The organism is Halomonas sp. SL1, assembly GCF_003030865.2.
GTDB lineage: Bacteria > Pseudomonadota > Gammaproteobacteria > Pseudomonadales > Halomonadaceae > Halomonas > Halomonas halophila.
This window is the reverse complement of the sequence record NZ_PYUQ02000008.1, coordinates 25,150-37,286: the sequence shown is the minus strand read 5'-3', so window position 1 is coordinate 37,286 and position 12,137 is coordinate 25,150. Positions and strand designations below refer to the sequence as shown.

General features: G+C 67.4%; 11 protein-coding genes. 3 read left to right on the top strand and 8 right to left on the bottom strand.

All coding sequences use genetic code 11. The annotated features are described in order from the left end of the window. Positions 1 to 50: 50 nt before the first annotated feature. From purB to C9J49_RS02815, 5 genes are all read right to left on the bottom strand, one after another. Positions 51 to 1,430: an adenylosuccinate lyase gene (purB, locus tag C9J49_RS02835; protein WP_107180860.1), complete on the bottom strand. Its 1,380-nt coding sequence runs from the start codon at positions 1,428 to 1,430 to the stop codon at positions 51 to 53. 43 nt (positions 1,431 to 1,473) lie between these two features. After that, positions 1,474 to 2,115 (bottom strand): high frequency lysogenization protein HflD, encoded by a 642-nt coding sequence (gene hflD, locus C9J49_RS02830; protein ID WP_107180859.1) that lies wholly within the window; start codon positions 2,113 to 2,115, stop codon positions 1,474 to 1,476. Further along, the gene (gene mnmA, locus C9J49_RS02825; protein ID WP_046080067.1) at positions 2,112 to 3,242 is read right to left on the bottom strand and encodes a tRNA 2-thiouridine(34) synthase MnmA; all 1,131 of its coding nucleotides are present in this window, start codon (positions 3,240 to 3,242) and stop codon (positions 2,112 to 2,114) included. Before mnmA ends, hflD begins: the two co-directional genes overlap by 4 nt. 185 nt (positions 3,243 to 3,427) lie before the next feature. Further along, the gene (locus C9J49_RS02820) at positions 3,428 to 3,877 is read right to left on the bottom strand and encodes an NUDIX domain-containing protein (RefSeq protein WP_035595259.1); all 450 of its coding nucleotides are present in this window, start codon (positions 3,875 to 3,877) and stop codon (positions 3,428 to 3,430) included. Then, entirely contained in the window at positions 3,874 to 4,524 is a 651-nt protein-coding gene (locus C9J49_RS02815; protein WP_107180858.1) for a pseudouridine synthase, read from the bottom strand. Before C9J49_RS02815 ends, C9J49_RS02820 begins: the two co-directional genes overlap by 4 nt. Before the next feature lie 275 nt (positions 4,525 to 4,799). Here C9J49_RS02815 and C9J49_RS02810 point away from each other — a divergent pair, with 275 nt between their 5' ends. From C9J49_RS02810 to clpA, 3 genes are all read left to right on the top strand, one after another. Next, a complete protein-coding gene (locus C9J49_RS02810; protein WP_107180857.1) occupies positions 4,800 to 7,034 on the top strand; it encodes an NADP-dependent isocitrate dehydrogenase in 2,235 nt (744 codons plus the stop codon). Positions 7,035 to 7,257: 223 nt separating this feature from the next. Continuing rightward, positions 7,258 to 7,620: an ATP-dependent Clp protease adapter ClpS gene (clpS, locus tag C9J49_RS02805; protein WP_046080071.1), complete on the top strand. Its 363-nt coding sequence runs from the start codon at positions 7,258 to 7,260 to the stop codon at positions 7,618 to 7,620. 135 nt (positions 7,621 to 7,755) lie between these two features. Then, complete coding sequence (clpA, locus tag C9J49_RS02800) at positions 7,756 to 10,032, top strand: ATP-dependent Clp protease ATP-binding subunit ClpA (RefSeq protein WP_107180856.1); 2,277 nt, start codon at positions 7,756 to 7,758, stop codon at positions 10,030 to 10,032. Between the two features lie 124 nt (positions 10,033 to 10,156). Here the strand turns inward: clpA and infA are convergent, their stop codons facing one another. The 3 genes from infA to aat all read right to left on the bottom strand — a co-directional run bounded on the left by infA (position 10,157) and on the right by aat (position 12,002). Further along, positions 10,157 to 10,375, bottom strand: coding sequence for a translation initiation factor IF-1 (gene infA / locus C9J49_RS02795; protein ID WP_013332816.1), 219 nt, complete (start codon positions 10,373 to 10,375; stop codon positions 10,157 to 10,159). Positions 10,376 to 10,498: 123 nt separating this feature from the next. After that, positions 10,499 to 11,236: an arginyltransferase gene (locus C9J49_RS02790; protein ID WP_107180855.1), complete on the bottom strand. Its 738-nt coding sequence runs from the start codon at positions 11,234 to 11,236 to the stop codon at positions 10,499 to 10,501. Further along, positions 11,226 to 12,002 carry a leucyl/phenylalanyl-tRNA--protein transferase gene (gene aat / locus C9J49_RS02785; protein ID WP_035595269.1) on the bottom strand — a complete coding sequence of 259 codons (777 nt, stop codon included), beginning with the start codon at positions 12,000 to 12,002 and terminating at the stop codon, positions 11,226 to 11,228. The genes C9J49_RS02790 and aat overlap by 11 nt, the downstream gene beginning before the upstream one ends. Positions 12,003 to 12,137 lie beyond the last annotated feature (135 nt).

Below are 12,137 nucleotides of genomic sequence, written 5' to 3'. Positions count from 1 at the left end.
ATATCGCATCGCTACGATGCCCGCCCCTGATCGGCTGACCGGCCGGACGCTTACAGGTTGCGCGCCTGGGCCTCGGCGTTGCCGATGTAGTTGGCCGGGGTCAGCTGCTTGAGCTCGCCCTTCACCTCGGCCGGCAGCTCCAGGGTGTCGATGAAGGCGGCGAAGCCGGCCTGATCGATGCGCTTGCCGCGGGTCAGCTCCTTGAGCTTCTCGTAGGGCTTCTCGATGCCGTAGCGACGCATCACGGTCTGGATCGGCTCGGCCAGCACTTCCCAGCTGTTGTCCAGGTCCTCGGCCAGGCGAGCCGGGTTGGCCTCGAGCTTGCCGATGCCCTTCAGCGAGGCCTGGTAGGCCACCAGCGCGTAGGCCATGCCGACGCCCAGGTTGCGCAGCACGGTGGAGTCGGTCAGGTCGCGCTGCCAGCGGGAGATCGGCAGCTTCTCGGCCAGGTGACCCAGCACGGCGTTGGACAGCCCCAGGTTGCCCTCGGAGTTCTCGAAGTCGATCGGATTGACCTTGTGCGGCATGGTCGAGGAGCCGATCTCGCCGGCCACGGTCTTCTGCTTGAAGTAGCCCAGCGAGATGTAGCCCCAGACGTCGCGGTCGAAGTCGATCAGCACGGTGTTGAAGCGGCACACGGCGTCGAACAGCTCGGCGATGTAGTCGTGCGGCTCGATCTGGGTGGTGTAGGGGTTGAAGGTCAGGCCCAGGCCCTCGACGAAGGTGCGGGCATTGGCTTCCCAGTCGACCTCCGGGTAGGTCGCCAGGTGGGCGTTGTAGTTGCCCACGGCGCCGTTGATCTTGCCGAACAGCTCCACGCTCTCGATCTGCTTGAGCTGGCGACGCAGCCGGTAGGCGACGTTGGCCATCTCCTTGCCGAGGGTGGTGGGGCTGGCGGTCTGGCCATGGGTGCGCGACAGCATCGGCTGAGCGGCGTGCTCCTCGGCCAGGCGGGCCACCTCGTCGGCCACCTGGTGCATCACCGGCAGCAGCGCATCCAGGCCGCCGCGCAGCATCAGCGCGTGGGACAGGTTGTTGATGTCCTCGCTGGTGCAGGCGAAGTGCACGAATTCGGTGATGGCGTGCAGCTCGGGCGTCTCGGCAATGCGCTCCTTGATGAAGTACTCGACCGCCTTGACGTCATGGTTGGTGGTGCGCTCGATCTCCTTGATGCGCTCGGCGTCTTCCACGGAGAAGTCGCGGACCAGGGCATCCAGCGCCGCGGTGGCCGCGGCGGAGAGCGGCGGCACCTCGGTGATCTGAGGCTGCTCGGCCAGGCGCTGCAGCCAGCGGGCCTCGACGATGACGCGGGCACGGATCAGGCCGAACTCGCTGAAATGCTCGCGCAGGGCCTCGGCCTTGCTGCCGTAGCGGCCGTCGACGGGAGAAAGGGCGGTGAGGGCGGTCAGGGGGAGTGACTTGGGCTGCATGGGCGCGTTCCGGGTGGCGTGGTGGAGAAATCAGTGGGGGAAATCAGTTCAGCTCGTCCAGGGCCTTCTTGAGGGCGCCGCGCTGGAACATCAGCTTCCAGCGGCGGCCGCCCTGCTGGTGCCACAGCAGCGCGAAGCGGATGCCGGTCAGCAGGCAGGCGCGCACGCGCTCGGGCATCATGCGGCTCTGCAGCAGCGAGGGATCGCCCTGGACGACGATCCGGCTCTTGAAGGTGGAGATGGTGTCCTGGTAGGCCTCGCCGAGGCTGGCGACGACGTTCTCGTGGGTCTCGCCGAAGTGCTCGGCCTGGCCCTGGATGCGGGTCAGCCGGGTGCCCAGGGTGTCCATCATGTCGGCGTCGTTTCTCAGCTTGCTCATCAGCATCAGCAGCGAGAAACCATAGCGCATCACCACCGGGTTGGCCTGGCGGCGGCCCAGCATGCCCTCGAGGGTCTCGATGCCCAGGCGCAGGTTGTTGGGATGGCCGCCGTAGATGGCCTCGAAGCTGGCCGGGTCGGTGTCCAGGGTGGCGTGGATCAGGGTGTCCCAGGCGCGCTGGTCGACCTGGCCGGTGCGGGCCAGCTGGTCGACCTGGCTGGCGGCCTGGAAGACCCCGGCCAGCGCCAGGGCCTGGCGCGCGACGGGGGAGTCGGGGGCGCGGTGAATGGGCGTGGTGCCGTTCATCGCGCGGCCTCCTCGGCGTTCCAGATGGCCTTGATCACGCCGCCGCCGAGGCAGATGTCGCCGTCGTAAAGCACCAGCGACTGGCCGGGGGTCACGGCGCGCTGGGGCTCGTCGAAGCGCACCCGCACGCCGCCGTCCTCGGTGGTCTCGAAGCGGCAGGGCACGTCTTCCTGGCGATAGCGGGTCTTGGCGGTGAGGCGGCCCTCGGCGGCCGGCGGCTCGCCGGCGACCCAGTCCATCGGCTCGGTGGCCAGGCTGTCGGTGTAGAGCAGCGGGTGATGCTTGCCCTGCACGGCCACCAGCACGTTGCGCTCGAGGTCCTTGTCGGCCACGAACCAGGGCGCGTCGGAGTAGTTGGCGAGCCCGCCGATGCCGAGCCCCTGGCGCTGGCCGAGGGTGTAGTACATCAGGCCCATGTGCTCGCCGATGACGTCGCCGTCCGGCGTCTCGATGGTGCCGGGCTGGGCGGGCAGGTACTGCTGCAGGAAGTCGCGGAAGCGGCGCTCGCCGATGAAGCAGATGCCGGTGGAGTCCTTCTTGCGCGCGGTCACCAGGTCATGACGCTCGGCCAGGGCGCGGACCTCGGGCTTCTCCAGTTCGCCGACCGGGAACAGGGTGCGGGCGATGGCCGCCTCGGGCACGGCGTGCAGGAAGTAGCTCTGGTCCTTGTTGGCGTCGAGCCCCTTGAGCAGCCGCGGGCGCTCGGCCCCGTCGAGCTCGCCGCGGGCGCGGCCGCCACGGACGTAGTGGCCGGTGGCGATGCGCTCGGCGCCCAGCATCTCGGCGTACTCGAGGAACACCTTGAACTTGATCTCGCGGTTGCAGAGGATGTCCGGGTTCGGCGTGCGTCCGGCCTGGTACTCGGCCAGGAAGTGCTCGAAGACGTTGTCCCAGTACTCGGCGGCGAAGTTGGCGGTGTGCAGCTTGATGCCGAGCTTGGCGCACACGGCCTCGGCGTCCGCCAGGTCTTCCTTGGCGGTGCAGTATTCGGTGCCGTCGTCCTCGTCCCAGTTCTTCATGAACAGGCCCTCGACCTCATAGCCCTGCTCGAGCAGGAGCAGGGCGGAGACGGAGGAATCGACGCCGCCGGACATGCCGACGATCACCTTGCCTTGGGTGGCTGTCATGACGCTCTCGGATTGGGGTGGTCGCAAATGGGGCGGGATTATACATCACTCGAGCCGGAAGCTCGAAGAGCGGTGCTTCGCACCTGGAAGCTGGAAGCCCCCCCCCTTGCCGGAGTGCAGGGCGACACGCTGTTTTCCAGCTTCCAGCTTCCAGCTTCCAGCTTCCAGCTCCGCGCGAAGCGCGGCTACCGTTCGTGAATCACGTCCATGGGATAGAAGCGCCCGGCCAGGGCGTCGCGCACGCGGCGCAGCACCAGCGGGCTGCGCAGCCGTCCCAGGCGTTCCAGCGCCTCCAGTTCCTCCAGCGTCACCCAGTGGGTGGCCAGGATGTCCGGGTCGAGTTCGGTGCCCAGCCGGGCCAGCGCCATGCCGTAGAAGCCGTGGCTGTGAAAGGTGGTGCCGTCCGGCGCCCGATAGACGTAGATGCCCAGGTAATCGCTGAGACCCACCTGCCAGGCGGTTTCCTCGCGCAGCTCGCGCAGGGCGGCGTCCTGGATGCGCTCGCCCGGTTCCAGGTGCCCGGCCGGCTGGTTGAAGACCGTGTGGGGCCCGCCCCGGTCTTCCTCGACGATCAGGAAGCGCCCGGCGCGCTCGACCACGGTGGCCACGGTGACGAGGGGATGCCAGCGGCTCATCGGCGTGTCCTCCCGCCGTGGGGTGACTTGCCGTTCCGACGGCCGCTGCCCCGGCGGCCGGTGTCGCGACGATTCGAGGGCGGAGCGGGCGCGTGCAGGGTCTCGCGACGCCACTCGCCGGGCGACAGGCCGTCGAGCGACCAGGGGCCGATCGCCACCCTGACCAGGCGCAGGGTGGGGTGGCCCACATGGGCGGTCATGCGTCTCACCTGGCGATTGCGGCCCTCGGAGATGATCAGCTCCAGCCAGTGGGTGTCGGGATGACGCTTCGGGTCCAGCGGCGGCTCGCGCTCGGGCAGCTCGCTGGCCTCGAGGCGGCGCACCCGGGCCGGCCGGGTCAGGCCGTCCCTGAGTTCGACGCCGCGGCGCAGGGCCTCCAGGGCGGCATCGTCGGGCCGCCCCTCGACCTGCACACGGTAGGTCTTGGGCTGCTTGTGACGCGGATGACTGATGCGGTGGATCAGCTCGCCGTCGTCGGAGAGCAGCAGCAGACCCTCGGAGTCGTGGTCGAGTCGGCCCGCCGGATAGATGCCGGGCACGTCGAGGTAGTCGGCCAGGGTGGCGCGGGGCGTGCCCTCGGCGTCGCCCTGGTCGGTGAACTGGGACAGCACCCGGTAGGGCTTGTGAAAGAGATATAAGCGGCTCATGGGCGTATCTTACCGCTCGGCGCGGCGGGATGGCAGGGATCGGCGACCATCGCTGCCATGCGTCGTGGGCGGCGGGCTGGTATACTGCGCGACGCTCGCCGGAGCGCCCTCGTCATTTTCCGGGCCTGGCGTGACCCGCTCAGAGGGATGGCCGATGCCGCGTGTCGGCGATCGAGCCGAGCGGCGGTCGCCCTGGTTGCCCGTGTTGCCGACATCGTAGAGTGTGCGCTTCGATCCGTTTCATGCACCGCAGTGACCAGAGAGATCTACGCCACATGTCCAAAACGCCGAAGATTATCTATACGCTGACCGACGAAGCGCCGGCTCTGGCGACCCATTCCCTGTTGCCGATCATCGACGCCTACACCGATTCCGCCGGCATCTCCGTCGAGACCCGTGATATCTCCCTGGCCGGGCGTATCCTCTCGCAGTTCCCCGATTCCCTGACCGACGAGCAGCGGCTGGGCGACCATCTGGCCGAGCTGGGCGAGCTGGCCAAGACGCCGGAAGCCAACATCATCAAGCTGCCCAATATCAGCGCCTCGGTGCCGCAGCTCAAGGCGGCCATCAAGGAACTGCAGGGCCAGGGCTATGCGCTGCCCGACTACCCGGACGAGCCCGCCAGCGACGAGCAGCGCGACATCAAGGCGCGCTACGACCGGGTCAAGGGCAGCGCCGTCAACCCGGTGCTGCGTGAAGGCAACAGTGACCGTCGTGCCCCCAAGTCGGTGAAGAACTACGCCCGCAAGTACCCGCACCGCATGGGTGAATGGCAGTCCGATTCCCGCTCCCACGTCGCCCACATGAACGAGGGTGACTTCTACGGCAGCGAGAAGTCCGCCGTGATCGGCGCCGACGGCGCGGTCAAGATCGAGCTGGTCGGTCAGGACGGCAGCGTCAGCGTGCTCAAGGAGCGCACCCCGGTGCTGGCCGGTGAGGTGATCGACGGCTCCATGATGAGCCGCAAGGCGCTGTCCGCCTTCGTCGCCGAGCAGATCGCCGACGCCAAGGCACAAGGCGTGCTGTTCTCCCTGCACCTCAAGGCGACCATGATGAAGGTCTCCGACCCGATCATGTTCGGCATGGTGGTCGACGAGTTCTACCGCGACGTGCTCGAGAAGCACGCCGAGGCGCTGGAAGAGGTCGGCTTCGACGCCACCAACGGCATCGGCGACCTGTACGCCACCATCGCCAAGCTGCCGGCCGACAAGCAGGCCGAGATCGAGGCCGACATCGACGCGCTGTACGACGAGCGTCCGAGCCTGGCCATGGTCGATTCCTACAAGGGCATCACCAACCTGCACGTGCCGAGCGACGTGATCATCGACGCCTCCATGCCGGCCATGATCCGCGACTCCGGCAAGATGTGGGGCGCCGACGACGCCCTGCACGACACCAAGGCGGTGATCCCGGATCGCTGCTATGCCGGCATCTATCAGGCCACCATCGAGGACTGCAAGAAGCACGGCGCCTTCGATCCGACCACCATGGGCAGCGTGCCCAACGTCGGCCTGATGGCTCAGAAGGCCGAGGAGTATGGCTCCCACGACAAGACCTTCCAGATCCCCGCCGGCGGCACCGTGCGCGTGACCGACGAGGCCGGCGAGGTGCTGTTCGAGCACGCGGTGGAAGAGGGCGACATCTGGCGCATGTGCCAGACCAAGGACGCCCCGATCCGCGACTGGGTCAAGCTGGCCGTGTCCCGCGCCCGCGAGAGCGGTGCCCCGGCGGTGTTCTGGCTCGACGCCGAGCGCGCCCACGACGCCCAGTTGATCAAGAAGGTCGAGGCCTACCTGCAGGATCACGACACCGACGGTCTGGACATCCGCATCATGGCCCCGGTCGAGGCGATGCAGTTCTCCCTCGAGCGCATCCGCCGCGGCGAGGACACCATCTCCGTGACCGGCAACGTGCTGCGTGACTACCTGACCGACCTGTTCCCGATCATGGAGCTCGGCACCAGCGCCAAGATGCTGTCCATCGTGCCGCTGATGAACGGCGGCGGCCTGTTCGAGACCGGCGCCGGCGGCTCCGCGCCCAAGCACGTCCAGCAGCTGCTCGAGGAGAATCACCTGCGCTGGGATTCCCTGGGCGAGTTCCTGGCCCTGGCCGCGTCCCTCGAGCACCTGGGCAAGACCTTCGACAACGCTCGCGCCCGCGTGCTGGCCAAGGCACTGGACGAGGCCAACGGCAAGTTCCTCGACAGCAACAAGTCGCCGTCGCGCAAGGTCGGTGAGCTCGACAACCGCGGCAGCCACTTCTACCTGGCCATGTACTGGGCCGAGGCGCTGGCCGCCCAGGACGAGGACGCCGAGCTCAAGGCGCTGTTCGGCAAGCTCGCCGCCGAGCTGACCGCCAAGGAGGCGGTGATCGTCGAAGAGCTCAACGCCGTTCAGGGGCAGGCGGTCGACATCGGTGGCTACTATCACGCCAACGGCGAGCTGGCCGATGCCGTGATGCGCCCCAGCCGCACCCTAAACGCGGCCCTGGAGCTGGTGGCCGAGCGCTAAGCGCCACCGACCCGCGACAGACGCGTCGTCGACGTGTTCCGGCCCCCGCCCGTTCCCGGGCGGGGGCCGTTGCATTGCTGGCGGCGGTCAAAGACGGCACAGTGAATTCATCCCGATGAACCCGATCGCCTCGCCGGCGTCCAAACACGGTTGGAATGCCCGGGGGGCGCCCGGCTTGTCGATAGCGACAGTGATGCTTATGTTCAAGACAAAGGAAGAGGGCATGGCGCCGCACCGCGCGTCGCTTCATGCCGGCATGACGCGGCCTCCCGGGCCCGAGGAAGAGGGCGACGGCGACCTGGCGGTGCAGTCGTCGGAACCGGAGCTTGCGCAACCGCCGATGTACAAGGTGGTCTTGCACAACGACGACTTCACCCCCATGGAGTTCGTGGTGGACGTGTTGCAGACGTTCTTCAACATGGACAACGAGAAGGCGGTGCAGGTCATGCTGGCCGTGCACACCCAGGGCAAGGCGACCTGCGGGATCTTCACTCGCGATATCGCCGAGACCAAGAGTCATCAGGTCAACGAGTACGCCCGGGAGTGCCAGCACCCACTGCTGTGCGACATCGAAGCAACGGATTGAGCGTCGGCGTGTCGAAGTAAGGAAATCGCCAGCGTTGGCGGGGCGACTTGCAACGCCGATGTTTGTGCTCGATGTTGATGATGCCGGACCCAGAAGGGTCCGACGCAAGCCCTAAGCGGCGAGAAGGGGACTGCCATGCTGAGCAAAGAACTTGAACTGACCCTGAACACGGCCTTTACCGTGGCGCGCTCCAAGCGTCACGAGTTCATGACCGTGGAGCACCTGCTGCTGGCGCTGCTCGACAACGCCTCGGCGGCGGACGTGCTGCGAGCCTGCGGGGCCAACCTCGACAAGCTGCGGTCCGACCTGCAGGATTTCATCAATTCCACCACGCCGCTGATTCCCGAGGATCAGGCCGATCGCGAGACGCAGCCGACGCTGGGCTTCCAGCGCGTCCTGCAGCGCGCGGTCTTCCACGTGCAGTCTTCCGGCAAGAGCGAGGTGACCGGCGCCAACGTGCTGGTGGCGATCTTCTCCGAGCAGGAGAGTCAGGCCGTCTACTTCCTCAAGCAGCAGAACGTGGCCCGGGTGGACGCCGTCAACTACATCGCCCATGGCATCTCCAAGGTCGCCGGTCATGGCCAGGGGCAGAGTTCGCCGTCGCCCGAGGCCGATGACGCCGAGGAGGCCGGCAGCGAGCAGGGCGGCAATCCGCTGACGGGCTATGCCACCAATCTCAACGAGCAGGCCCGCATGGGCAAGATCGACCCGCTGATCGGGCGCGATCACGAGCTCGAGCGGGTGGTGCAGATCCTCGCCCGGCGGCGCAAGAACAACCCGCTGCTGGTCGGCGAGGCCGGCGTGGGCAAGACCGCCATCGCCGAGGGGCTGGCCAAGCGCATCGTCGAGGAGGACGTGCCCGAGGTGATCGGCGACGCCGTCGTCTACTCCCTCGACATGGGCGCGCTGCTGGCGGGCACCAAGTACCGCGGCGACTTCGAGAAGCGTCTCAAGGCGCTGCTGGCCGAGCTGCGCAAGCAGCCCAACGCCATCCTGTTCATCGACGAGATCCACACCGTGATCGGCGCCGGGGCGGCCTCCGGTGGCGTGATGGACGCCTCCAACCTGCTCAAGCCGCTGCTGTCCTCCGGCGAGCTGCGCTGCATCGGCTCCACCACCTTCCAGGAGTTCCGCGGCATCTTCGAGAAGGACCGTGCGCTGGCCCGCCGCTTCCAGAAGGTCGACGTCATGGCGCCCTCGGTGGAGGACACCATCCGCATCCTCAAGGGGCTGCGTTCGCGCTTCGAGGAGCATCACCACCTCAAGTACACCGACGCCGCACTGGAAAGCGCCTCGCGGCTGGCGGATCGCTACATCAACGACCGTCACCTGCCCGACAAGGCGATCGACGTGATCGACGAGGCCGGTGCCCACCAGCGGCTGCTGCCGCCCGAGGTGCGCGTCGACACCATCGACACCGACCAGGTCGAGGCGGTTGTCGCCTCCATCGCGCGGATTCCGCCGAAGAGCGTCTCCAGCTCCGATCGCAAGCTGCTGGCCAATATCGACCGCGACCTCAAGATGCTGGTGTTCGGCCAGGACGAGGCGATCGACGGCCTGTCGGCGGCCATCAAGCTGTCGCGGGCCGGCCTCAAGGCGCCGGACAAGCCGGTGGGCAGCTTCCTGTTCGCCGGTCCTACCGGGGTCGGCAAGACCGAGGTGGCTCGCCAGCTGGCCCACATCATGGGCATCGACCTGGTGCGCTTCGACATGTCCGAGTACATGGAGCGCCACACCGTGTCGCGGCTGATCGGCGCCCCCCCGGGCTACGTCGGCTATGACCAGGGCGGCCTGCTGACCGAGGCGATCACCAAGCAGCCGCACTGCGTGCTGTTGCTCGACGAGATCGAGAAGGCGCACCCGGAAGTCTTCAACCTGCTGCTGCAGGTGATGGACCACGGCCGGCTGACCGACAACAACGGCCGCGAGGCGGACTTCCGTCACGTGATCCTGATCATGACCTCCAACGCCGGGGTCGAGCAGGCCACGCGGCGTTCGATCGGCTTCCAGACCCAGGACCACTCCACCGACGCCATGGAGGTCATCCGCAAGACCTTCTCGCCGGAGTTCCGCAACCGCCTGGACGGCATCATCCAGTTCCACGCCCTGCCCACCGAGGTGGTGCGCAACGTGGTCGACAAGTTCCTGATCGAACTCCAGGCGCAGCTCGACGAGAAGCGCGTGCAGCTCGATGTGGACGAGGAAGCCCGGGACTGGCTGGCCGAGAAGGGTTACGACCCCGATATGGGGGCAAGGCCGATGGCGCGCCTGATCCAGGAGAAGCTCAAGAAGCCGCTGGCAGAGCTGATCCTGTTCGGCGAGCTGGCCGAGCACGGTGGCGTGGTGCACGTCAGCGTCGAGGACGGCGAGCTGCACCTGGCATCGGAGTCGGAACTGGCCGACGCGCCCTGAAGCGGCGCGTCGATCGCTTCCGCCAACCCATCAGCGCCCTGTCTTCGGACGGGGCGTTGTGCGTCTGGGAGACGTGCTGGCGGGGAGGGGCCGAAGGGCATTTCATGCATGCCCTCAGGCTGGCCTAGCGAGAGCGGTAGACGATGCGGCCCTTGGACAGGTCGTAGGGAGTCAGCTCGACCTTGACCTTGTCGCCGGTGAGGATGCGGATGTAGTTCTTGCGCATCTTGCCCGAGATGTGGGCGGTCACCACGTGGCCGTTCTCGAGTTCGACCCGGAACATGGTGTTGGGCAGCGTGTCGACGACGACGCCTTCCATTTCGATATGGTCTTCGCGTGCCATATAGGCAATTCCTCGCTGGTGATAACAAACGGCGGCACGAGTGGCGGAGTGTCCGTTCGTGCCGATCAGGATAGCGCGATATTGTGCCGCATGCCGGGCGTCAAGGCAAAAAGCGCCGCAATGTCAGGTCGGGATCAGGCGCCGCCAGTGGCGTCCCTCGAGCCGCTCCAGGGGGGAGAAGGCCTGCTTGTAGGCCATCTTGCGGCATTCCTCGATCCAGTAGCCCAGGTAGACGTGGGGCAGACCCAGCTCGCGGGCGCGTTCCACCAGTGCCAGCACCGCGTAGGTGCCCAGCGAGCGGCGGTCGAATTCCTCGCCCGGGTCGAAGAAGGTATAGATGGCCGACAGGCCGTGCGAGAGCTGATCGAAGGCCGAGACGGCCAGCAGCCGGCCGTCGAGGCGCAGCTCCAGCATCCGCGCATAGTCCTGATTCAGGGTCAGGAAGGTGCGGTACTGCTCATGGCTGGGGGGGTACATGTCGCCATCGGCGTGCCGGGTGCGGATGTAGTGGGCGTAGAGCCCGTAGTGCTCGGCATCGAACAGCGCCGGGCGAACCCTGGCCTCGAGATCGGCGTTGCGGCGGTAGAGCTTGCGCTGGGTGCGGTTGGGGGTGAAGCCCTTGACCGGAATGCGCACCGAGATGCAGGCGTTGCAGCCCTCGCAGTGGGGGCGATAGAGGTGTCGTCCGCTGCGCCGGAAGCCGAGTGGCGCGAGGGAGTCGTAGACGCCGCTGCCCGGTGACTCCTGGGGATCCAGGAACAGGGTGGTGGCCTCACGCCCCTCCAGATAACTGCAGGCGTGCGGCACGGTCAGGAAGAACCGCAGATCGCGAATCGGCTGGCGGGGAGTGTTACTGCTCAAGGTGACCGCCTCCTGTGGCTCCCGGGGGCATCTGTCTCGCGGCGTCGAGGCGTTCGAACGACCATGCCGGCGGTGGAAAGACGAGGGTCCCGTCGCCCTGCGGCTCCGGCATCGCGTCCAGCCACTCATCAAGATAGCCGATGAACGTCCGCCGGGCGATGTCCCGGGCGCCCAGGCTCGCCAGGTGCGCGGTATGCATCTGACAGTCGATCAGGCGGCCGCCTTCGGCGGCCATGGTGCGGGCGAGGCACGCCAGCGCCACCTTGGAGGCGTCGGGCGCCCGCGAGAACATCGATTCGCCGAAGAATACCGGCCCCAGTGCAATGCCGTAGAGGCCGCCCACCAGCGTCTCGTCCTGCCACACCTCCACCGAGCGGGCCGCGCCCAAGGCGTGCAGGCGGCGGTAGGCGGTGACCATCTCCGGAGTGATCCAGGTGCCGGGCTCGTCGTCTCGGGGTGCGGCACAGGCGGCGATGACGGCCTCGAAGGCGGTATCGCCGGTGACCGTGAAACCGCCGTTGCGCAGCCGCTTGGCCAGGCTGCGCCGGACCCGGACCTCTTCGGGAAACAGCACCATGCGCGGGTCCGGGCTCCACCACAGGATGGGCTGGCCCTCGCTGTACCAGGGGAAGATGCCGTGGCGATAGGCGCTGAGCAGCCAGGCCGGGCTCAGTTCACCGCCGGCGGCCAGCAGACCGCCGGGATCGTCGAGGGCGGACTCGACCGATGGGAAGCGAACGGGGTGCTCGGGGAGCCAGGGCAGCATGGGGTGGACGTCCTCGGGGCGTGGAAGTCCAAGTGTGACCGGCGCGATGGCGCGGCTCAAGTCGTGGCGTGCCCCCTGTGACGGGCGCGGCTGGCTCGGTATGATTGTTGGCCTTGGATTTGGAAGACGCCGTCT

Coding starts and splice junctions, on each gene's coding strand:
- infA (WP_013332816.1), bottom strand. CDS start 10,375: ATGGCACGCGAAGACCATATCGAAATGGAAGGCGTCGTCGTCGACACG.
- clpS (WP_046080071.1), top strand. CDS start 7,258: ATGGCGCCGCACCGCGCGTCGCTTCATGCCGGCATGACGCGGCCTCCC.
- C9J49_RS02815 (WP_107180858.1), bottom strand. CDS start 4,524: ATGAGCCGCTTATATCTCTTTCACAAGCCCTACCGGGTGCTGTCCCAG.
- clpA (WP_107180856.1), top strand. CDS start 7,756: ATGCTGAGCAAAGAACTTGAACTGACCCTGAACACGGCCTTTACCGTG.
- C9J49_RS02810 (WP_107180857.1), top strand. CDS start 4,800: ATGTCCAAAACGCCGAAGATTATCTATACGCTGACCGACGAAGCGCCG.
- C9J49_RS02820 (WP_035595259.1), bottom strand. CDS start 3,877: ATGAGCCGCTGGCATCCCCTCGTCACCGTGGCCACCGTGGTCGAGCGC.
- hflD (WP_107180859.1), bottom strand. CDS start 2,115: ATGAACGGCACCACGCCCATTCACCGCGCCCCCGACTCCCCCGTCGCG.
- aat (WP_035595269.1), bottom strand. CDS start 12,002: ATGCTGCCCTGGCTCCCCGAGCACCCCGTTCGCTTCCCATCGGTCGAG.
- mnmA (WP_046080067.1), bottom strand. CDS start 3,242: ATGACAGCCACCCAAGGCAAGGTGATCGTCGGCATGTCCGGCGGCGTC.
- purB (WP_107180860.1), bottom strand. CDS start 1,430: ATGCAGCCCAAGTCACTCCCCCTGACCGCCCTCACCGCCCTTTCTCCC.